This window comes from Amycolatopsis decaplanina DSM 44594 (assembly GCF_000342005.1).
GTDB classification, from domain to species: domain Bacteria; phylum Actinomycetota; class Actinomycetes; order Mycobacteriales; family Pseudonocardiaceae; genus Amycolatopsis; species Amycolatopsis decaplanina.
Genome location: NZ_AOHO01000074.1, coordinates 256,893 through 278,003, shown reverse-complemented (window position 1 = coordinate 278,003; position 21,111 = coordinate 256,893). Strand labels below are relative to the sequence as shown.

At 67.6% G+C, this 21,111-nt stretch carries 22 protein-coding genes and 1 pseudogene; 17 read left to right on the top strand and 6 right to left on the bottom strand.

The annotated features are described in order from the left end of the window. Positions 1-70 precede the first annotated feature (70 nt). A complete protein-coding gene (locus H074_RS31460; protein ID WP_007034123.1) occupies positions 71-1,147 on the top strand; it encodes a 3-deoxy-7-phosphoheptulonate synthase in 1,077 nt (358 codons plus the stop codon). Between the two features lie 122 nt (positions 1,148-1,269). Here the strand turns inward: H074_RS31460 and H074_RS31455 are convergent, their stop codons facing one another. After that, on the bottom strand, positions 1,270-1,671 hold the full coding sequence (locus tag H074_RS31455; RefSeq protein ID WP_007034122.1) for a winged helix-turn-helix transcriptional regulator: 402 nt from the start codon (positions 1,669-1,671) through the stop codon (positions 1,270-1,272). A 28-nt stretch (positions 1,672-1,699) separates the two neighbouring features. Here H074_RS31455 and H074_RS31450 point away from each other — a divergent pair, with 28 nt between their 5' ends. Then, entirely contained in the window at positions 1,700-2,266 is a 567-nt protein-coding gene (locus H074_RS31450) for a hypothetical protein (RefSeq protein ID WP_235096917.1), read from the top strand. Between the two features lie 260 nt (positions 2,267-2,526). Here H074_RS31450 and H074_RS31445 read toward each other — a convergent pair whose 3' ends face one another. Next, positions 2,527-3,444 carry an oxidoreductase gene (locus H074_RS31445; protein ID WP_007034120.1) on the bottom strand — a complete coding sequence of 306 codons (918 nt, stop codon included), beginning with the start codon at positions 3,442-3,444 and terminating at the stop codon, positions 2,527-2,529. 88 nt (positions 3,445-3,532) lie between these two features. On the opposite strand from H074_RS31445, the gene H074_RS31440 reads away from it, so the two are divergent. From H074_RS31440 to H074_RS31425, 4 genes are all read left to right on the top strand, one after another. After that, positions 3,533-4,189 carry a response regulator transcription factor gene (locus H074_RS31440; protein WP_039923829.1) on the top strand — a complete coding sequence of 219 codons (657 nt, stop codon included), beginning with the start codon at positions 3,533-3,535 and terminating at the stop codon, positions 4,187-4,189. A 356-nt stretch (positions 4,190-4,545) separates the two neighbouring features. Next, entirely contained in the window at positions 4,546-4,860 is a 315-nt protein-coding gene (locus H074_RS31435) for a hypothetical protein (protein WP_007034118.1), read from the top strand. A 34-nt stretch (positions 4,861-4,894) separates the two neighbouring features. Further along, complete coding sequence (locus H074_RS31430) at positions 4,895-6,103, top strand: NlpC/P60 family protein (RefSeq protein WP_007034117.1); 1,209 nt, start codon at positions 4,895-4,897, stop codon at positions 6,101-6,103. A 79-nt stretch (positions 6,104-6,182) separates the two neighbouring features. Next, positions 6,183-6,593, top strand: coding sequence for a hypothetical protein (locus tag H074_RS31425; RefSeq protein ID WP_007034116.1), 411 nt, complete (start codon positions 6,183-6,185; stop codon positions 6,591-6,593). Positions 6,594-6,626: 33 nt separating this feature from the next. Here the strand turns inward: H074_RS31425 and H074_RS31420 are convergent, their stop codons facing one another. From H074_RS31420 to H074_RS31410, 3 genes are all read right to left on the bottom strand, one after another. Further along, positions 6,627-7,424, bottom strand: a complete 798-nt coding sequence (locus tag H074_RS31420; protein ID WP_007034115.1) for a hypothetical protein — start codon at positions 7,422-7,424, stop codon at positions 6,627-6,629. A 192-nt stretch (positions 7,425-7,616) separates the two neighbouring features. Beyond that, on the bottom strand, positions 7,617-8,357 hold the full coding sequence (locus tag H074_RS31415; protein WP_039923741.1) for a hypothetical protein: 741 nt from the start codon (positions 8,355-8,357) through the stop codon (positions 7,617-7,619). A gap of 170 nt (positions 8,358-8,527) precedes the next feature. Continuing rightward, positions 8,528-8,968, bottom strand: a complete 441-nt coding sequence (locus tag H074_RS31410) for a hypothetical protein (RefSeq protein ID WP_039923740.1) — start codon at positions 8,966-8,968, stop codon at positions 8,528-8,530. Positions 8,969-9,125: 157 nt separating this feature from the next. On the opposite strand from H074_RS31410, the gene H074_RS31405 reads away from it, so the two are divergent. From H074_RS31405 to H074_RS39630, 11 genes and pseudogenes are all read left to right on the top strand, one after another. Beyond that, positions 9,126-9,467, top strand: coding sequence for a type VII secretion target (locus tag H074_RS31405; RefSeq protein WP_007034112.1), 342 nt, complete (start codon positions 9,126-9,128; stop codon positions 9,465-9,467). Next, a complete protein-coding gene (locus tag H074_RS31400; RefSeq protein ID WP_007034111.1) occupies positions 9,464-9,937 on the top strand; it encodes a YbaB/EbfC family nucleoid-associated protein in 474 nt (157 codons plus the stop codon). The genes H074_RS31405 and H074_RS31400 overlap by 4 nt, the downstream gene beginning before the upstream one ends. A gap of 37 nt (positions 9,938-9,974) precedes the next feature. Continuing rightward, positions 9,975-11,489 carry an EndoU domain-containing protein gene (locus tag H074_RS31395; RefSeq protein ID WP_007034110.1) on the top strand — a complete coding sequence of 505 codons (1,515 nt, stop codon included), beginning with the start codon at positions 9,975-9,977 and terminating at the stop codon, positions 11,487-11,489. A gap of 40 nt (positions 11,490-11,529) precedes the next feature. Further along, on the top strand, positions 11,530-12,147 hold the full coding sequence (locus H074_RS31390; protein WP_039923736.1) for a hypothetical protein: 618 nt from the start codon (positions 11,530-11,532) through the stop codon (positions 12,145-12,147). 954 nt (positions 12,148-13,101) lie between these two features. Beyond that, on the top strand, positions 13,102-13,866 hold the full coding sequence (locus H074_RS31380) for a class I SAM-dependent methyltransferase (protein ID WP_007034108.1): 765 nt from the start codon (positions 13,102-13,104) through the stop codon (positions 13,864-13,866). 183 nt (positions 13,867-14,049) lie between these two features. Next, positions 14,050-15,546 carry a cryptochrome/photolyase family protein gene (locus H074_RS31375; RefSeq protein WP_007034107.1) on the top strand — a complete coding sequence of 499 codons (1,497 nt, stop codon included), beginning with the start codon at positions 14,050-14,052 and terminating at the stop codon, positions 15,544-15,546. Positions 15,547-15,955: 409 nt separating this feature from the next. Next, a complete protein-coding gene (gene qcrB / locus H074_RS31370; RefSeq protein ID WP_007034106.1) occupies positions 15,956-17,563 on the top strand; it encodes a cytochrome bc1 complex cytochrome b subunit in 1,608 nt (535 codons plus the stop codon). Further along, complete coding sequence (locus H074_RS31365) at positions 17,560-18,003, top strand: hypothetical protein (RefSeq protein ID WP_007034105.1); 444 nt, start codon at positions 17,560-17,562, stop codon at positions 18,001-18,003. Before qcrB ends, H074_RS31365 begins: the two co-directional genes overlap by 4 nt. Further along, a complete protein-coding gene (locus H074_RS31360; protein WP_007034104.1) occupies positions 17,994-19,361 on the top strand; it encodes a TIGR01777 family oxidoreductase in 1,368 nt (455 codons plus the stop codon). The genes H074_RS31365 and H074_RS31360 overlap by 10 nt, the downstream gene beginning before the upstream one ends. Then, positions 19,358-19,840, top strand: coding sequence for a TspO/MBR family protein (locus H074_RS31355; RefSeq protein WP_051072042.1), 483 nt, complete (start codon positions 19,358-19,360; stop codon positions 19,838-19,840). The genes H074_RS31360 and H074_RS31355 overlap by 4 nt, the downstream gene beginning before the upstream one ends. A 92-nt stretch (positions 19,841-19,932) precedes the next feature. Next, a pseudogene (locus H074_RS39630) lies at positions 19,933-20,103 on the top strand (DUF3099 domain-containing protein); the annotation flags it as partial. A gap of 107 nt (positions 20,104-20,210) precedes the next feature. On the opposite strand, the gene H074_RS31345 reads toward H074_RS39630, so the two are convergent. Continuing rightward, positions 20,211-21,065, bottom strand: a complete 855-nt coding sequence (locus H074_RS31345) for a MerR family transcriptional regulator (protein ID WP_007034101.1) — start codon at positions 21,063-21,065, stop codon at positions 20,211-20,213. Positions 21,066-21,111 lie beyond the last annotated feature (46 nt).

Below are 21,111 nucleotides of genomic sequence, written 5' to 3'. Positions count from 1 at the left end.
AGACCGTCGGCCGGGCCGGGGAATCCCGGCTTCCCGTACCCGGTGCCGGCAGAAACCCTGGATATCTGTGATGACAACCATCGCCACGGTCGAACTCGACAACCAGCGCATCGACCGCATGGTCCCGCTGGTCACGCCCGCCTTGCTGCACCACGAACTGCCGCTCAGCGCCACCGCGGCCGACACGGTGCGGCAAGGCCGGGAAAACGTCCTCCGCGTCCTCGACGGCACGGACGACAGGCTGCTCGTGATCGCCGGGCCCTGTTCCATCCACGATCCCGCCGCGGCACTCGAGTACGCCGACCGCCTCGCCGCCCTCGCCGGCCGGTTCGCCGACGATCTCCTGATCGTCATGCGCGTGTACTTCGAAAAGCCCCGTACGGTCGGCGGCTGGAAGGGGCTCATCAACGACCCGCACCTCGACGGCACCGGCGACGTCAATCACGGCCTGCGTATCGCGCGGGACCTGCTCCTCGAACTCGCCGAGGGCGGTCTGCCCGCCGCGTGCGAATGGCTGGACACCACCATCCCGGCGTACCTCGCCGACACCGTCTCGTGGGGCGCGATCGGCGCCCGCACCGTGGAAAGCCAGAACCACCGCATGCTGGCCAGCGGTCTATCCATGCCCGTCGGTTTCAAGAACCGCCGCGACGGCGATGTCACCGTCGCGGTCGACGCGATCCGTGCCGCCGAAGCACGGCACGTCGTCCCCGGCGTCGACCCCAGCGGCCTGCCCGCGATCCTGCACACCGCCGGCAATCCGGACTGTCACCTCGTCCTGCGCGGCGGCAACAGCGCGCCCAACCACAACCCGGCGTCCGTCCGCGCGGCGCTCACCACCCTGCAGAACGCCGGCCTGCCCCGCCGGGTGGTGATCGACGCCAGCCACGACAACAGCCGCAAGGACCATCTCCGGCAGGCCATCGTCGCCGAACAGATCGCCGAGCAGGTCAAGAACGGTCAGCGCGGCATCGTCGGTGTCATGCTCGAATCGAACCTCCAAGCCGGCCGTCAGGACCTCCATCCCGACCGGCCGCTCACCTACGGTCAGTCCATCACGGACGCCTGCATCGACATCGCCGCCACCCAGGAGGTCCTCCAGACCCTCGCCACGGCCACCGCCGCCCGCCGAGCCGGACTGCGGTGACTGGGACGCCCCTGCCGTACCCCGCTCACGCGTGCTTGAACACCGAACTCACGTGCTTGTACACCGATCACGTGAGTTCCGCCTCTGATCACGTGAGTTCCGGCTCTGATCACGCGAGATCGCTATCCGATCGCGTCGGCGCAGCCCATCGCCGCGTTCGGCGCGGCATCGCCCAGGGTGCGTTCGAGATGCGCTTCGCCCCAGACCCTGACTCCCTCGACCACCGGCAGAACCGTGGCACCGTAAGGAGTGAGCCGGTAGATGACCCGTGCCGGGACCGGCCCGGTCGCCACGCGTTCGACGAGTCCGTCGGCCTCGAGCTCGCGCAGCTGTTCGGCCAGCACCTTGGGCGTGATGGGGGCACCCCGGCGGCGGAGGCCGGCGAAATGGGACTCGCCGTGGGCGAGCCAGTACAGCAGAGTCAGTTTCCATTTCCCGCCGATCGCGGCGAACGCCGCGGCCATCGGACAGCCCGGCAGCGGGTTGGGACGGGGAAGGTTACCCAGAGGTGCCTTCTTGTCCATGGTCGTCCTCCGCTCGGATAGTCGGACCATGACCGTGCCATACAAACGAATCCTGACAGTGGGCCTTTCGGCCCTGATGCTGATCGCGACGGCGGCGTCGGGCGACGCGTCGACCTCGGGAACCGATCCCCAGCGGGCGTTCGACTGGGAGATCGGAACCTGGCGCTCCACGGTGCGGGTGCTCGCCGAGCCGCTTTCGGAATCCGCGGACCAGTGGCTCCAGTTCGCGGGCACCAGCACCGTCCGCCCGCTCATGGACCGGCGGGCGAACGCCCTCGAATTCGAGGTTTCGGGTCCGGACGGGCGTATCGACGCGCTCAACCTGCGGCTGTACGAACCGCAGGCGCAGCGGTGGAGCCTGACCTTCGTCAACATGCGCGACGGTCTGCTCACCCCGTCGGTCTACGGCGGGTTCCGCGACGGCGTCGGCGAGTTCCACGGCGACGACCAGCTCGGCGGCCGTCCGATCAAGGTGCGTTTCCTCGTCTTCCGCCAAGGCCCGGACGAAGCGAGGTTCGAGCAGGCGTTCTCGGCCGACGGCGGGGCGACCTGGGAAACGAACTGGGTCGCCGTGGATCGCCGAGTCCGCCGGTGAGGCGTCGGTACAGCGAGTCGTGAGTGTTGTGGGCCGTTGGAACCAACAGAGTTTCACGTACTTCCGGTGCTTACCTACTGGACCTGACCCGTCTTGGTGCCGCGGTGTGTCGGCCGCCGGGTTTGAGTGGTAGAGCCTTGATCAACGGAGGATTCGGGACGTTGAGTGTCCCGGATCCTCCGTTGATCATGGTCCGGGGACGGGGTCACCTCGCGTCATATGGTCAGCACCACTCACGACCACCGGCACCGGAGCAGGGCTTAACGTGCGAGGGGCCCGTTGCCGACAGCGTCGAGCAGAGCCAGCTCCTCCTCGCTCAACCGCAGGCCGCCCGCCGCGACGTTCTCCGCCAGATGCCCGGGATCGCCGGTCCCGGGGATGGCGAGAACGTGCGCGCCGCGGTGCAGCGTCCAGGCGAGCCGGATCTGCGCCGGGGTCGCGTCGTGCGCCGCGGCGACCTTCGCGACCTCGGCCTCGCCCGGAACGGTGCCGTGTGCGGCGGCGCCGGGAATCGAGGTCGTGACGGCGAAGAAGGGCACGAACGCGATGCCGAGCTCGCCGCACAGGTCGAGCAGCGCGTCGTCCTCGCGGTCGGTCAGGCCGTAGCGGTTCTGCACGCAGACCACGGGGGCGATCGACCTCGCTTCGGTCAGCTGGTCCGCCACGATGTTGGAGATGCCGAGGTGGCGGATCAGGCCCGCCTCGCGCAGCTCCGCCAGCGCGCCGAAATGTTCGGCCACCGAGCCGGGCTCTTTGCCCATCGCGGCGCCCCAGCGCAGATTGACGACGTCGAGGTGGTCGAGGCCGAGTTGGCGGATGTTCTCCTCGACCTGGCCGCGTAGCTGATCCGGCCGTGCGAAGGAGAACTCGCCGTCACGGGAACGGCCCGCGCCGACCTTCGTGGTGATCACGAGGTCTTCGGGGTAGGGCTGGAGCGCGGTGGCGATCAGCTCGTTCGCCGAGCGCCTGGGCGTGAAGTAGAACGAAGCCGTGTCGATGTGGTCGACGCCGAGCTCGATCGCGCGGCGCAGGACGGTGATCGCGTCCTCGCGGCTCTTGGGTTTCTCGTCCCAGGGCATCCCGGTCAGCCGCATCGCGCCGAGGCCGAGACGGTTGACGGTGAGGTCGCCGAGCCGCCAGGTGCCCGCGGCGGCGGCGTTGTCGTGAAGGTTCGTCATGGCCACCAGCGTCGTCACGAGCCTGCCCGTGGTCAGAAAATGGCAACAACCTGCCACCTGGTCGCGCGGTTGGGGCAGTATCGGTCTCATGCGGGCGAGTGATGCGGTGACGGTCGTGCGCGGCGAAGAGGAGCTGTTCCGCCGGGTCGGGCACCTGTTCTCGACCGTGACCGACATGGCGTGCGCCGCCAACGACCTCGCGACCTGGGTGGCCGAACGCAGGTCGGAGGAGCTCACCGCGGCCGCCGAGCGCCGGTCCGGCGAGGTCCGGATCCGCAAGATCTACCGGGCCGGTCTGCTGCTCGACCCGGGAGCCGCGCAGGAGCTGGCGAGGATCCGCGACCGGTTCGGCGCCCGGATCCGCGTCTCCACCGAGGACGTCAACGAGACGATCATCATGGACGGCAGGCTCGTCATCCTGGCCGGTGATCTCACCGCCGGACAACGCGGCTACAGCGTCATCACCCAGCCCGAAACCGTGCAGGGCGTGATGTCGCTGTTCGAGGCGGCCTGGCGATCGGCGACCGATCTCGCCGTCTTCGACGCGCAGGTGTCCGAGATCCGGCAGCTCGCCCCCGCGGTGCTGGACCTGCTCGGCAGCGGTGTCAAGGACGAAGCCGCCGCCCGGGCTCTCGGCCTCGGCGTGCGGACCTACCGGCGCCGGGTGGCCGAGCTGATGACCGCGCTGGGTGCCGAGTCCCGTTTCCAGGCGGGCGTCCGGGCGCGCGAGCTGGGCCTGGTCTAGCCCGGCGGTAAGCAGAGGTGGCGTGTCGCAAGCGGAAAGACGTTTTCCGCGGTCACATGTGCCCCCGCCCGGGTGAGAATCGGCTACTGAAAGTAGTGGCGGAGCCCGAAGAGCCGCCGACTTCCCGCTGTCCGTGGGTGTCAAGAGGGTAAGATCTTCCCGCCGAGGATGCCGGTGAAATCTTCCGGGTGACGTCCGGGAACCAACGCGCGCCCGGATGCGTCGGTGTACACGAACGGCGTCATCGCGTTTCGGGAAACGGTGCGCACGCGTGGGTGGGAACTCATAGGGTGCGCTGTAGAGCAATGTGGGTCAGGCAAGCACGGGCGCAGGCGCCGGGACTGGAAGGATCATTCATGACTCGCCGATTCGATCCAGAGCAGATCGCCGCATTGGCCAAGAAGGTCGGCGGGCTCAAGGACGGCTTCAGCGGGGCGGGCAAGGACCTGGGCGACGGCGATCCCGGCGGCGCGTTCGGCGATCTGAAGAACGCGGCCAGCACGGGTACCACGATGAAGGGGTTCCACCGCGGCGTGAACGCCGAACTGGCGGCCGCCGCGAAGCTGGTCGACGCCGCTTCGAACGCTCTGGCCAACGCCGCCCAGCGGATGCGGAACGACGAAGCCGCGGGTGTCCACACCCTGCGCGGCGGCGACCGCGAGCGGGATTGATCGGACTGAAGACGGGAACCAGGGGGATTTACCGATGACCACCGCGGAGCGGAATCCGAGCACGCTCGACGACCCGTCGCACGACCGTCCGAAGTCGTTGGACGCCATCGACAAACACGCCCAGCAGGCGCAGAAGCTCAATTCGAGGGCGGTCAACGACCAGGCTGCGAAGGTCGGCGGAGCGGCCACCAGGGCGAACGATCTCGGAGACGATCTCAAGCTCTTCCGTGACGACGTGCTGCGCGAATGGGAAGGCAAGGACGCCGACGCCGTCGCCGACCACCTCGAAAAGCTCGGCAAGGCCAGCTACAAGGTCAGCGACAAGGCCGAGGCGGCCAAGAACATCCTTCAGCGGGTGTCCGAGATCCTGGACGACGTCAAGAAGAAGGTCGCACAACTCGCCCAGGAAGCCAACGACAAGGACGCGGACAACCGCAAACTGATCGACGCCGCCCGGCGGCGGAAGAACAGCTCCGAAGACGACAACGAGATCGCCGCCGCCGCGTCGGACATCGAGCGGCTCCGGCAGCTCAACGAAAAAGACTCGAACGGCAAGAAGGACGAGATCGAACGCGCCCTCGACGAGGCCGAGAAGCAGATCGACGATCTCCTCAAGCCGCTCGGCCTGGAAATCGAAGGCGGTTTCCTCGAGCTGGTGCCCGCCGACGACGGCCAGACCACCGCGTCGAGCGTCAACGCCAAGCCGGTCAACTCCCACGTGAGCAGTACGCCCAGCTACGGCGGGGGAGACGGCGGCGGTGGAGGCGGAGGCGGCGGCGGTGGAGGTGTCGCCGGGGTGCCGGGCGACGGCAGGCCCGCCAAGCCGATCGACGCCCGGGGCGACAACCCGGCGAAGATCGCCGAGCAGTTCCTCGGCCGCAACGCCGGTGACCTCAAGCGCAGCGGCGAGCTGCCCGCCATGCAGTCGTGGGTGCCCAACAACGTCAACTGCGCGAACTTCGTTTCCGGCTGTCTCGAGGCGGCGGGCCTGATCGACAAGGGGCAAGCGAGCGCCTCGGTCGCCGGCCTGACGGCCAACCTCGAAGCGGACGGCTGGCGGTCTGTGCCGCTTTCCGAAGCGAAACCCGGCGACGTGGTGATCTCGAACAACGGCGGGCACGTCGTGTTGTACGCGGGCGATGGCCAGTTCATCGGCTCGAACAACATCAACCCCGACGGTTCGCAGAAGATCAGCATGGGCGGCGGTGGCGGCCTCGTGAAGATCCTCACCCCGCCGACCTGATCCGACAGAACGCCATAGCATCACCGGGCCGGCTGACGCGGTCGCTCGCGTCGCCGACCCGCCAGTGGGAGGTTGCTTGATGTACACCCCGTCCGCACGACCCTTCCCGCAGTCGCTGAACCCCGGCGACCCGGTCCGGGAAGCGGTACTCCAGGCCGCCACCGCCCGGCTCGACCAGGAGTTCGGCGATCGGGTCCAGGTGGCCGTGGAACAGCTCGACCGGCTCGGTCCCTGGGTTTTCCTGCACGGCACGATGCGCGGCACCGAAGCCGGTCGTCCGTACTACGCCGGCACCGTCTACGAGAACCGCCGGGCCGACGGCGTCATGTCCGACGTCTACGTCGCCCTGCTCAAGAAGAAGAGCGAAACGGGTGTCGACGACGACGCGCGGTCCTGGCGTGTGGCCGACTGCGCCATCGGACCGACCGATGTCGCCTGGCTGACCTGGCCGGACGAGCACGAAGTACCGCAGGAGCTTTTCGGCTTCTGAGCCGACCGGGCCTCGTGAGTGGTAAGGACGGTTCTAACCGTCCTTACCACTCACGAGGCCCGGGTTGCCTTCCCGCAACTGCTGGATCAGCTGGTCCTGACCGCACGGCAGGTTGCCGTCGCCCTCGTCGTCGATGGTGACCGATTCGCCCGGGCACAGGGTGGCCGCGCTGAACACCTCGCCGCCCTTCTGCAGCGGAAGCCGGTAGGTCGCGCCGTCGACCGGGTCGGCCTGGCCGTTGATCAGCTGGAAGCGGACCATCCGGAGATTGGCGTCGTACCCGGTGAACTGCACCCGCTGGGTGGAGTTCGGGAACTTGCGGTTCTGCTCGACGGGCGCCTTCCCCGCGCCCGAGGGCCTCGTCTCCAGCTGCAGGGAGCTGTTCGGTACGCCGCAGACCACCTCGGTGCCGGCTTCCGTCAGACGGGCGCAAGTCCACTTGCCCTGGACGTCGAGCACCCGCTCGCCGGGCCCTTCGGCCTGCGGCAGCTTGTCGTAGTACTCGGTGATCACGTTGTACGCCTCGGTGCAACCGGGCGTGGTGCCGTCGGTCGCGGCCACCGCGATCAGGTCCATCTTCGGCCGCCCGGGGGCGCCGACTTGGCCGCCGTGCTTGCTGCAGTTGACGTCGCCGTCGGACGACTCGGCGCCGGAACCTCCGGCGGCCGCTCCCTGACCGCCACCGGTCTGCGCCTGTTCTGCGGCCGCGTTCTTCACCGGGGAACCATTTCCGGCGACATTGTTCCCACTGCACGCGGAAAGAAGTGCGGTGACGGCGATCGCCCCGCCGACAATGGCGGTTTTGATCGTCTTCTTCGCGGTGAATTTCATTTCAGCGCCCCTCTCGCATCCATTGTTCGAAGCTTTGTCCGGAAGACGCCGGAAGCGGAATGGGGTTGCTTCGGAGAGCATGTGCGGCGCAGAGTTGCCCGAAGGTTCGAACCGCTGTGTCCGCGGGGGCATGACCTCGGCAGGCTTCGCAACCTCCCCGGCGTGGACCGCCGGGGAGGTCGCGAAGCGGGATTACGGGATGACGCGGTTGCGCAGGTTGTTCGGGTACGGGCCTTCGCCGTGGATGTTCAGCTCGTTGCTCACTTCGAAGCTGTAATACGGGTGCGAGCTGAAGTAGCTGTCCAGATTGGTGCCGCCGAAGCAGATCAGATCGGCGCCACCGGCCGCGTTGGGTCCGTTGCACAGGCTGAGCGTCGGGTATCGGAAGGAATCCACCGGCCGGAACCCGGCGCCGCCGGGACCGGGAACGGGCAGGTGCCCGATCAGCCCGCCGGGATCGCCCGGCCAGTTCGACTCGACGGGCTGCCGCCGCCCGTCGGCGAACAGCACGCCCTGGATGTTCCGTCCGGGCGGTTCGGTCTCCAGCACCGTGCCCGCGACGAGGGCGCCGAGGCTGAACCCGACGATGTACACCTTCGTTTCGAGGTCGCAGCCATAGGTGACATAGAGGTTGTAGAGCGCGGTCCGGAGATTGGCGACACCGGCGTCGACGTCGGCGTACAGATTGACGTCCCCGGCGCTGTTCGGATAAGGAATGCGCACCGGGTCGGCGCCGCCGGGCGCGAACGCCCGGTCCAGAAGTTTCTGTGCCCCGCCGTCCTGATATCCCGGCACGACGAACATGACCGGCCCGCACGGGCCGTCCGCGCGAGCGGGTGCCCCCTGCGCCGTTCCCGAACCGGCGATCGCGCCGGCCAGGGCGACGACGGACAGGACGGCGGTCGCGAGCAAACGCGCTCCGGCTTTTCTCATCGGTTTCTCCCCACTGTCGAATTCACCGGCTGAACGCTAATGAGGGCCGATGAAATACCGATGAAATGCGGGGGTTCACCTGGGGGATTACGGGCGCGGTACCCACTTTCGAGTGAATGCTACGACTCGGCTTTCGACTTGTGCTAACGAGCCGAAGCGGGGATTCCCGGTCAGCGGCGGCCGGCGGTCAGGATGACGAGGAATTGGCCGCCACCCGGTTCGACACCGGCGGTCACCGGCAATCCCGGAACCAGCCGGGAGAATCGGTCCACCAGCCAGTCCGCAGCCTCTTGGGCGTCCTGCCGGGTCGGGCAACGGGCCACCAATTCGCGGCCTCCCTTGCGCTCCAGGCGTCCGGCGACGGTGATCAGCGGCGCGGGTTCGACCACGTGCAGGCGGTCCGGCCAGGCGATGACCACCTTGACCGCACCCTTGCGGGTGTTGCATCCGCGGTGCGCGAGCCGCTCGGCGACCTTGGCCTTCCGGTCGGCGGTCCGGCTGTCGACACTGGGACCTCGCGGGTCGTTCACCGACATGTCCGGATCGACCGGTTCGTCGCAGACCCAGCACCGCCAGCCGTCGCGTTCGGCCACATCATCGAGAAGACTCACCCGATCAACCTAGCCTGCCACTCTGCGCGTTCGTGCAACGAGGCTTGACCGTTCGTTCACCGTATCCCCGTGAAGCCCGCGAAGTGCTGTGGCCGCAGGGCATCTTGGTCTGGTGGCGCCCTCCGCCAGGGGCGCGTGAAGGGGGAACTCGAAGGTCATGACGGGATTCAACGTCGTCACGGACGATCTCACCGCGCACGCGAGCCATCTCGACGCGCTGACCGATCGGCTGGGCACCGCGCTGTCGGCGGCGCGGACGGCCGCCATGTCGGACGATTGCTACGGTCTGCTCTGCTCGTTCATTCCTCCGGTGATCAATCCCATGGAGGAACAAGCGATCGATCTGCTCGAGTCGGCGCAGGAGGCGATGGGCGCCACGGCCGGGAACGTGCGTTCCACGACCGCCGCGTACGACGGACGCGACGACACCGCGGCCGAGCCGTTCAAAGGCCTTTTGGCCGGGGAAACCCTGAACTCGAGGGTGGGGCGGCAGCTGTGAGCGCACCCCGGACGGACGGGATCGCCGGGTTCAACGCGGATCCGGACCAGGCGCTCGCGCGGATCGAGCAGTGGGCGAGCGCCGCCTCGGCGAAAGCCGACAAGTACGAGGAATTCGCACGGCAGGCCGAAAACCTGCGGTTGAGCGCGAGCAGCCGCGGTGGCGAAGTGCGGGTGACGGTGCGTTCGGACGGCAATCTCACCGATGTGGAGTTCTCGCCGCGGGCTCGGACCGTCCCGCTGCCGGAGCTGTCGGCGATGGTCCTGTCGACCCTGCGCCAGGCCCAAGCCGGGATCGCGAACCAGGTCGGCGACGTGCTCGCCGAGCAACTCGGTGATCAGGACCCGGAGACCAGAACGCTCATGGTCGAAGAGCTGCGCTCGCGTTTTCCCGGCCAGGAAGCCGAGATCGCGCCACCGGAACCCGAAACGCCGAGTCCCGGTGAGGACGGCGAGAACTCGCCGTGGTGACTCTTCCCCTTGACCACTTTCGAGACGGAGCCTCGACGTGAGCAACCCCTTGGTCGCGACCCCGGCACCCACCAGCGCCGTCGCCGGTGCGCCGCTGCTGGAGTCCGCGACCGAACTGAATTCGGCGCTGCAGAGCGGGGATTGGGCGTCGGCCGCCATGGGCGCCGTCGGCGCCGGTCTCGACATGATCGGCGCGATCATGGACCCGTTCGGCACCATTCTCGCCAACGGCGTCGGCTGGCTGATGGAGCACATCGGGCCGCTGAAGGAAGCGCTCGACGCGCTGGCCGGCGATCCAGACCAGATCACCGCCCATGCCGAGACCTGGCAGAACGTGGCCGACGAACTGACCGCGATCAGCGGGGATCTCGACGCCGCGGTGAAAGCGGACACCACCCAGTGGGCCGGTGAAGCGGGCGACGCCTACCGGACGCGCGCCGCCGACATCGCGAATCTCCTCGGCGCCTCGCAGCAGGCCGCCGCCGGTGCCTCGTCCGGGGTCAAGGTCGGCGGCGAGGTGGTGGCCGCGGTTCGGGGATTGGTGCGCGACATCATCGCCGAACTCATCGGCAGGCTGATCAGCTGGGCGATCCAGGCGATGGCCTCACTCGGCATCGGGCTGGTCTGGGTGGTGCCGCAGGCGGTCCGCGCGATCGCGTCGACCGTCCAGAAGATCGCCACGATCACCACCAAGCTGGTCAAGGCGATGAGCAAGCTCAGCCCGCTGATCAAGCGTGCCGAGGACATCTTTTCGCAGGCGTCGAAGGCGCTGAAGAAGATCGACGGTGGCACCGTCCCCGCCGGTGGCAAGCCCGGTAAACCCGGTCCCGGCAAGGGCGGGCGGGCCGGAGGTCCCAACGGCGACCGGACCAGCGCTTCCGGAGCGGGCGGCTCGCGGGGATCCCACGGCCCTGGCTCGGGTGGTGGCCGCTCACGTGGCCTCGGCGACGACACCGGCGACGACGGCGGAGGCTGGAGCGAGGTACCGCCGAAGAAGAAACCCGGTGGCGGAAAGAAACCGGCCGGCGGGGGAGGGAACAGGCCGGGTGGCGGTGGCGGGAACAGGCCGCCGCGCCAGCCGTACCGGCCCCCGCCTGGTGGGCAGCCGGAGCCGGGCAACCGGCCCAAGATCTCCAACGACGTCCACGACCATGTGATCCACGGCAAACAGGAGAACGGGATGCCCACCGGCGGGCACGTGCACAAGGACGACGGGGGTGGGGTGCTCAACCCACGGACCGACGGCAGGAACCATCAGCCCAACGGCGTGTACACCCAGGATTCCGTGTACCTCTCCAACGACCCGGAAGGGAAGTACCGCAAGCAGCAGCCCAGTACCCTGTTCGCTCCCGGCGACAAACCGGCGGACGTGAAGGCGGGGGGCAACGCGGCGTGGAACAACGGCGCGCCGAGTCATGGCCTCAATCCCGACGGCACGTGGGCCGGGCACGCCAAGATCAACGGGAAATGGGTCAGGATCCAAGGCTTCTACGACACCGCGCCCGGCGGTGGCGTCACGTCGTACTTCCCCTCGAAGAACCAATATCTGTGAACCGGTCTTTCCCAGAGAAGTCAGGAGTGCTTGACCAGTGATGTTCGGAGTCGGTGAGGCGGTGATCTTCACCTTCGACGAGGACCGCCGCTTGCGGATCTCCGTGCCCGAGGAACACCTGCCGCTCGCGGCGTGGCTGCACACCGACGTGCAGCCGAACATCGCCGCGATCGACGGGCTCGCCGGGGTGCTCAAGCGTGCCGAGACGGAGCAGCGGACCTGGCTGGGCAACGGCTGTTCGCTCGACCTGATCAACGATCTCGTGCTGCTGGAAAGCCGTTATGGCCGGTGGCCTCGGCAGGTGGTGCCGCAGTCGTTCTTCTGGCCGGTGCTGGAAGGGCTGCGGAGCTTCCTGGTCACGACGGCGCAGGAGCCCGCGCTCCAGCGCCCGCCGGGTTATCCGGACGTGCGCCGGGCCGTCACCGAGGAGCGCGACCCGGGTTCCGGTCGGGTGTCCTATGTGGACTTCACCTATTTCCCGCCCACGTGGACCAAGGACGATGTCATCCGTGCCGCGGAAGGCGCGTGGCAGTCGCCGGAGCTGGTCCAGGACGAGAAAACCGGGGCGTGGTCGGGAAAATGGGGTGAGCTCGAACTCGCCGGATACTACGACCCGGCGACAGGAGAAGCCCTCACGTACTTCCCGGTGCTGTTCTGACGAGCGGACCCAGGCTGATGCCGAAGTCCGTGAAGGCCCCCTTGCCTACCCTGAAGGTCAATGCCAGGAACTTAAGGCCGGTGGGGCGGTCGCGTTTCAGGCATGTTCGCCCAGGTCGGGCGGTCCGACTCCAGTGGATACCGCCCGTTCAGGCGCTGATGGTTCGCCGACGAGGGTTGGTGGGGTCCGTGAAGGCCTCCTTGAGGGACTCTGAGTCCCTCAAGGAGGCCTTCACGGACTTGAGAATATTGGGCAAACGATGCCCAATCGGACAATTCAACGCAGTGGGCGTCCTTTATGGACGGTCGGAGAAACCTCAGGCACTGCCGCTTAAGTTCCTGGCATTGACTCTGAAGTTAGTGAAGGGGCCCTTCACGGCACCGCCTACTTCGTGCAGTGGGTTCCGGCTTCACCCCGGTACATCACGAAGCTGATCTTCACCGAGTAGAGGTGGATGATCACGCACTGATCGGGCGTGTACCCGTAAGCGGCCGCCCAGTCGTAGGCCTGCTGCAACGCCGTCCGCTTGGCCGACGCCGCCGTCTTCTCGACGGTCGTCCCGGTGGGCGCTGTTCTCCGGGCTTCCCTCGCTGTGGCTGGAGATCACCGACCTCGCGGCGCTGGATTTCCTGCCCCGCGCCTGCCGAACTCGCGGCGGCGCTGGTGATGCGAGAGGCCGGCCGGACCTGGCCGCACCCGCCGCCCGGGCTGGACGAGGCGCACCCCGGCATGCGGGGCGAAAGCGCCTGGCTGAGTGCTGTGTCGTCCGCGTTCACGCATTCCCCCGTAGTACGGGAGGTGCCGGCAACGCGCGGTGGCGGAAGCCGGGTGACGCGGTCAGGCCGCCTTTTCCGGCGAAGGCCGTGCCGACGGAAGACACACAGGACCGATACGGTTGGCGGGCCTGCTCGCCGAAGTCGTTGCCGTGCGCGGACTGATCTACCAGGGGGACGAATGGAAACGCTGGACGAGACCGTCGCGCGCATCATGGCGGGCGTGAACACCACGATCGCCGACGGCGACAGCATGTTCGCGGGCAACAACACCGAGCACTACTTCAGCGTGTCCAGGGACGCGTTGCGCGCGGTGCTCGCCGCGCTGCAGGTCACCGGACGGCCGGAACCCCGGCGGCTTCTGGATTTCGGGTGCGGTTATGGCCGGGTGCTGCGGTCGTTGCGCGCCGCCTTCCCGGCGACCGAGCTGATCGCTTGCGACATGGATCCGGTGGCGCTGGCCAGTTGCGCCGAGGCGTTCGGGGCGCGGGCGGTCATCGGCGCCCCGGACGTCGACGACATCGAGCAGGTCACCGATGTGGACCTGCTCTGGTGTGGTTCGGTGCTCACCCATCTCGATGCCCCGAATTGGGGTCCGCTGCTGCGTTACTTTTCGCGCGCGCTGGCTCCCGGCGGTATCGCGGTGGTCACCACGCACGGCCGCCGGATGGCGATGCGTGCCGAGGCGGGCAAGGACTACGGGCTGGACGCGCGGGCCACCGACCGCATGCTCGCCGCGTACAAGGCCTGCGGTTTCGGCTACAACGACTACGCGGGCAACGACGGGTACGGCATCTCGCTCAGCTCGCCCGGCTGGGCGGTGCAACGCGCGCTGGAGGCGCCCGACCTGCGCCTCGCCGGGTACGACGAGGCCGCGTGGGATCGCCATCAGGACGTGATGGTGCTGGTCAAGGACGCCAACGCGACGCTGAAGGCGGACCTATAGCGGAGGCTCGCGCAGCGCTGCGGGCGGCGGTGACTCCGCCGCGTAGACGGGTGAGAGCAGGCATGCCGGAGATCTCCTCGACGATATGATTGAATCGTTTATGCATCGAAATGCGAGGAGAGCTGGCTTGGAGGTGGAGTCGGTGGTCGTGCTCGCCGGACGTCTCGGGAAGGTCGACGGCGCATGAGCCGGCCTGCTCCGCTGTGGCTGTTCGGCGATCAGCTCGGGCCGCACTTCCACAGCACGCCGGAGAACCGGGACCGCGAGGTCCTGCTGATCCGCTCGGCCGCCGCCTTCGCGCGCCGCCCGTATCACCGGCAGAAGATCCATTTGGTCGAAGCCGGTATCCGCCGGCTCGCCGCGGATCTCGGCGACCGCGCCCGGATCATCGACGCCCCGACCTACTCGGAAGGCCTGCGCCGATTCCGGCGGCCTGTCGTGGTGCACGAACCCGGCTCGCACGCCGCCGAGGCCCTCGTGCGGCGCCTGCGGGGCCGAGGACTGGTCGTGGATGTGCTGCCGACCCCTGGTTTCGTGTTGTCCAAACAGGTCTTCTCGAGCTGGGCCGCGAACCGGCGGCGATTCCTGATGGAGGATTTCTACCGCGATCAGCGTCGTCGTTTCGGAGTGTTGCTCGAACCGGACGGTGGCCCGGTCGGAGGGAAGTGGAACTTCGATCACGAGAACCGCCGTCCCCCGCCGGGGCGATCGACCCTGCCGGTTCCCGCGCCCTATCTGCCCACCGAGGACGACGTCGATGAACAGGTCCGGGCGGACCTTGATCGAGCGGTACGGGACGGCGAGATCCATCCGGTCGGCGTGGACGGCCCGCGCCGGTTCGCGGTCAGTCAGGCCGAGGCCGAGCAGGCGTTGAGTCGCTTCCTGGACCATCGGCTGGCCACGTTCGGTCCGCACCAGGACGCCATGCTCAGCGCCGATTGGGCCATGTCACATGCGCTGCTTTCGGTGCCGTTGAATCTCGGGCTGCTCGACCCGGTCGACGTCATCCGCCAGGCCGAGCAACGATATCGATCCGGTGCGGCACCGTTGGCCAGTGTCGAAGGCTTCGTCAGGCAGATCCTCGGCTGGCGGGAATGGGTATGGCACCTCTACTGGCACAGGGGGCCGGACTATCTGAAGAACAACGAGCTCCGCGCCCATCAAAAGCTGCCTCGATGGTGGCGAGAGCTCGACGCCGACTCGGTCGAGGCGGCCTGCCTCCGCACTGCGCTCGCTGGAGTGCGAGACCGCGGCTACGCTCACCACATCGAGCGACTCATGGTGCTGGGAAATCACGCGCTGCAGCGCGGCTACGACCCGGCCGAGCTCACCGGGTGGTTCGCCACCGCGTTCGTTGACGGCTTTCCGTGGGTGATGCCGGCGAACGTCATCGGCATGAGCCAGTACGCCGACGGTGGTGTCGTCGCCACCAAGCCCTACGCGGCAGGCGGCGCTTACCTCAATCGCATGAGCGACCACTGCGGCGGATGCGCCTTCAACCCGAGGAAACGCGTGGGCCACGACGCCTGCCCCTTCACCGCCGGCTACTGGGCGTTCCTCGATCGCAACGCGCACCGCTTGCGAGGTAATCCACGGATGCGCCAACCGCTTGAGGGCCTGCGCAGGCTGGCCGACCTTCCTGACGTAGTGGCAAGGGAAAGCAGGCGAGACCGGTTCTGACGGCTGCAGGCGGAGCCGCCGGTGGGCGGTCGATGCGTGCTCACTCGGCGGCTCATCACGGCGCGCCGCAGGCGCCAGTCCTTGATCGCCGGTGGCGGGGACTGACAGATCGATGAACTGGGCTTGACCGCCGGGCCGGTGCGCCGGCACGACCATCCGGCGGGCCTGCTGGTCGGCCACATGCGTCCCGAGATCGCGACGGACCGCTGTGGGCGAGCGTGTCGACGAGGCGATCCCCGCCGCGTGACGCCCCTCTCAAACGCGGTGAGCTATGCCCAAGTCCGATGCAAATGCGATGCAAACACAGCTGTTGCCTGAAGTTTGCGCGATGATGCAGAGATCAGGCGATGCATTGGCGATGCAAGTGCTGGTAGCGCGAAGGCGAGCATGAGGTGTGGAAGGGGTTTCGATGAGTTCACTCACCACCCCGACGAAGGGGACGAACCCGGTCGAGAAGGCCGCGGGTGCTGGTGCGAAGTGGGCCGATGATCGGTATCACCTGGCCAAGGGTATGCGGCACCAGTTGAACAAGGTGTTCCCGACGCACTGGTCGTTCCTGCTCGGCGAGATCGCGCTGTACAGCTTCATCATCCTGCTGCTGTCGGGTGTCTATCTCACGCTGTTCTTCGACCCCTCCATGGAGGAGGTCGTTTACAACGGCAGTTACACCGGTCTGCAGGGTGTGGAGATGTCGCGGGCCTTCGCGACCACGCTGGACATCACGTTCGACGTCCGCGGTGGGTTGTTCGTGCGCCAGTTGCATCACTGGGCGGCGCTGATTTTCGTGGCGTCGATGATGGTGCACATGTTCCGGATCTTCTTCACCGGCGCGTTCCGGCGTCCGCGTGAGGCGAACTGGGTCATCGGTGCGCTGCTGCTGGTGCTGGGGATGTTCGAGGGCTTCTTCGGTTACTCGCTCCCGGATGATCTGCTCTCCGGTACCGGTATCCGCGCGACCCTGTCGGGCATCGTGCTGTCGGTGCCGGTGATGGGCACCTGGATCCACTGGGCGTTGTTCGGTGGGGAGTTCCCCGGCAACGAGATCATCCCGCGCCTGTACACGATTCACATCCTGCTGCTGCCGGGCATCATGCTCGGTCTGGTGGCCGCGCACCTCGCGCTGGTCTGGTACCAGAAGCACACGCAGTTCCCGGGTGTGCGGCGTAAGGAGACCAACGTCGTCGGTGTCCGCATCATGCCGGTGTTCGCGCTCAAGGGTGGTGCGTTCTTCGCGCTGGTCACCGGCATCATCGCGTTGATGTCGGGGCTGTTCCAGATCAACCCGATCTGGAACATCGGCCCGTACAACGCCGCGCAGGTTTCGGCGGGTTCGCAGCCGGACTGGTACATGGGCTGGGCCGACGGGCTTCTGCGGATCTGGCCGCCATGGGAGCTGTACCTCGGCGACCACACCGTGCCTCCCGTGTTTTTCGCGGGTGCTCTCGGGATCGCCATTCTGGTCACGCTCTTGGTGACCTACCCCTGGATCGAGCGGAAACTGTCCAAGGACACCGCGCACCACAACCTGCTGCAGCGTCCGCGCGACGTCCCGGTCCGGACCTCGCTGGGCGTCATGGCGATCGGCTTCTATGTCGTGTTGACGCTTTCGAGCTTCAACGACATCTTCGCCTACCAGTTCGATATTTCGCTGAACGCGTTGACCTGGGCGGGCCGGATCGGCCTGTTGCTGGTGCCTCCGGTGGCGTATGCGATCACCTACCGGATCTGCCTCGGTCTCCAGCGGGCCGACCGCGAGGTGCTGGAGCACGGCGTCGAAACCGGCATCATCAAGCGCCTGCCGCACGGTGAGTTCATCGAGATCCACCAGCCGCTCGGCCCGGTGGACGACCACGGCCACCCGATCCCGCTCGAGTACCAGGGCGCGTCGGTGCCGAAGAAGATGAACAAGCTCGGCTCGGCAGGCCGCCCCTTGGCCGGAACTCTGCTAAGGCCGGATCCCCTGGAGGAGACACGGGCTCTGGAGAACGGGCACATCGGGAGAGGCGCGGACCGATGACCGCGATTCCGCGCCCCGCACCGGGCGGGCGGGTCTTGGTCGCGGTCATCGGTACGTGCGCCGTCGGTGGGATGTTGTTGTCGGTCGCCGCGACGATGTCGACCGCGTCCTGGTTCGCGATCGACGATCCGTTCCTGCGACCGATGGTGGTCATCGTCCTGCCGATCGTGATCCACGGGATGCTTGCTCTGACCATTGTGGACAGTGGCCATCGCTCCAGAAGGCCGTCTGCCCTGGCGGTCGCATTCCTCTTCTGGGCCTATCTTGTCGCCGGCACGCTCTGGGCGGCTTCTCTGCACAGTCCGGGCAACAACGCGGTCTGGCTGATCTCGGTGCTGCAGAACTCGACCGGGCCACTTCTCCTGCACGCGTGGCGTGGATCCGCCGGCGGCCGATCGAGCGAATCCTGTCGAGAACTTCGGAGGCACGTATGGGATTGACATTCTCCAGTGTGGTGGACGCCGCACAAGACGAGGTGTTCGCCTGGCATGCCCGGCCGGGAGCGATCCAGCGGTTGACGCCACCATGGCAACCGATTCGCGTCGGCGCCGAAGCCGAGTCGCTGCGTGACGGGCGAGCCGAATTGGTCTTCCCAGGAGGCATCGTCTGGATCGCGGCCCACGACGGGTCCGAGTACACGCCTCCGTGCCAATTCGTCGACAGGCTCGACAGCCCCGTGCTGTCGGCTCTTCTTCGGTGGCGGCACACGCATCGCTTCGCCGCGGTCGGCGTGGACAGCACCCGGGTGACCGACATGGTCGACACTCCGGTGCCTGCCCCGTTCCTCCGGTCGATGTTCATCTATCGGCATCGGCAGCTCGCTGCCGACCTCGCCGCGCAGCGCCGGTATCGGTCCGATCCGCTGACCGTGGGGATGACCGGATCCGGTGGTCTGGTGGGAACCGCCCTGACCGCCTTCTTGACGACCGCGGGGCATCGCGTCGTCAAATTCGTGCGGCGCCCGATCTGTGGCCCGGGTGAACGCACCTGGGACCCGGCCGATCCCGCCGCCGATCTGCTCGATGGTGTGGACGTCGTGGTCCATCTGGCCGGAGAACCGATCGCCGGGCGGTTCACGGACCGGCACCGCCGGGCCGTCCGGGACAGCCGTGTCCACCCCACACGCGCGCTCGCCGAACTGGCCGCGCGTACCACGAACGGTCCCAGGGCGTTCATTTCCGCGTCGGCCATCGGGTTTTACGGAGCCGCGCATGCCGACGAGATCCAAACCGAGGCGAGCGCCCGCGGTGAGGGTTTCCTCGCGGACGTCGTCGCCGACTGGGAGGCGGCCGCGGCCCCCGCGTCGGCGGCCGGTATCCGTGTCGCCCATGTCCGTACCGGCTTGGTGCTCAGCCCGCGTGGTGGTGTACTGCGCCTGCAACACGCCTTGTTCGCCGCCGGTCTCGGTGGGCGGCTCGGCACGGGCAGGCAGTGGATGTCGTGGATCGGCCTCGACGATCTGACCGACATCTACACCCGCGTGATCACCGACGACACGATCGCGGGGCCGGTCAACGCGGTCGCGCCGGAGCCGGTCCGCAACGCCGACTACACGCGGGCACTCGGTCGTGTCCTGAAGCGGCCCACCCTGCTGCGGGTGCCCGAGGCCGGGCCTCGGCTGCTGCTCGGTCGTGACGGAGCTCGCGAACTCGCCTTGGCGAGTCACCACGTGCGACCCGAGCGCCTGATGGATCACGGGCATACCTTTCGTCATCCGAAAATCGCCGACGCGCTCGCCCATCTCTTCGGCACCAACACGACTACCACCGGCTCGATTGACCAGGAGGCAGTGACGTGACCACGGTTCATCGTCCTCGCGCTATTCCGGCTCCCTTGTCCTTGGCGGGCTTTCTCGTCGCCGTGGCAGCGGTGGCCGTGATCGGCGCCTTTTCCTCGGCTCAGGCCAAAACCGTCTACAGTGGATTCACCCTCCCTTCCTGGGCTCCGCCTCCGTGGTTGTTCGGTCCGGTGTGGACGGTCTTGTACCTCATGATCGCCGTGTCCGGGTGGTTGTTCTGGCGGGCGAAGAACGACGGGCGCGGGCTCGGCTGGTACGGGGCCGGCTTGCTGCTCAACGCGGCTTGGACTCCGTTGTTCTTCACCGCGGGTGCCTACACCGCCGCCTTGATCGACATCATCGCCCTCGATCTGGTCATAGTCTTGACCGTGGTGCTGTTCCGTCGCCGGTCCGCCCTCGCCGCGGCCTTGCAACTGCCCTATCTCGCCTGGACGCTGTTCGCGACCGCGCTCAACGCGGCGGTAGTCGTCCTCAACTGATCCGCAAGCGCGCCGGACCGCACCGCGACGTCGGTCCCCGGCTTCATTTCGGTCCGGACGTATCCACCGGTTTTACGAGGAAGTGATGTGTCATGGGGCAGAAGTCCCGTGCGGTGATCATCACCGCCGCCGCGCCGTCAGCGGATGAGCAGCTGGCATCACGACGCCGCAAGTACATCTTGATGATGTCCTGCCGAATCCCCTGCGTCGTCGTCGCCGGACTCACCGCCCACATCTGGTGGCTGGCGTTGGGCCTGCTGGCGCTGTCGATTCCCCTGCCCTGGATTGCCGTGCTCATCGCCAATGAAGCGCCTGTGCGGCGGCGGGACAGGTTCGCTCGTCACGTGCCGTCTGCCGAGCCGGCCCTCCTTCAGGCACCGAGGGCGTCCAGTGCGCCTGTGAACGATCCGGGCACCGGCTCGCCGACAGTGGGAAGTCCCGTCCATCCGGGGCCGGACGGACGCACTGGCATGCCGCCCGCGTGCAGGGCACGAAGCAGTGCGATATCGGCCGAGTGAGGGGTCATCGACCAGACCACGATCGAACGCGGCCGGAATCGCTCGTTGAGTACGCGCAGCACGTCGACGGAGACGAAGCCGCCGAGGTACATGGCGGACGCGCCGTCGTCCTGGAGCGCGGCACTGAGCATCTTTATCGGGAGTTCGTGCCGTTCGGCCGGACCGCTCAGGAAGAGCACGGGAGGTTTCCCGTCCGTGGCGGTCTTTCCTGGCCCTGTGTACCGGTCAAGCGCCGATGTGGCCGCGGTGGCCAGGGCCCATTCGGCCGCCATGACCTGTCCGTCACCGCGGCGATTCCAGCGATTGCCGAGGGATTTCAGCACAGGTGACACGACCTCGATCCACGTGGACGCGACACCGAGTGTGGCCAGCGAGTCGTCGAGGAGCCCGGCCAGCGTCGTCATGTCGAACATCTCGGTTGTTTCGATGAGCCGCTCGCTGCGTTCCATGGCGGTCACCTCCGCCGCGGAACGTGCGAGCACGAGTCGTGCCGCCTCCCGTGCGCTGGTTCCTTGTGCCTGGAGCGCGCGCATGCGGCGCAGGCGCCGGACGTCGTCGGGGGAATAACGGCGACGACCGTTCGCCTCGCGTTGTCCGGCGCCGATCCCGTAGCGCTGCTCCCACGTCCGGAGGGTCACCTGTGAAATGCCCAGTACCCGGGCGACCTCACTGGAACCGAGCAGCCGCGAGTCACCGTCAACGGCCAACTGGGCCTCCCCTCGTTCCGAGACCTCGTAGTTTAGCCAGCGACAG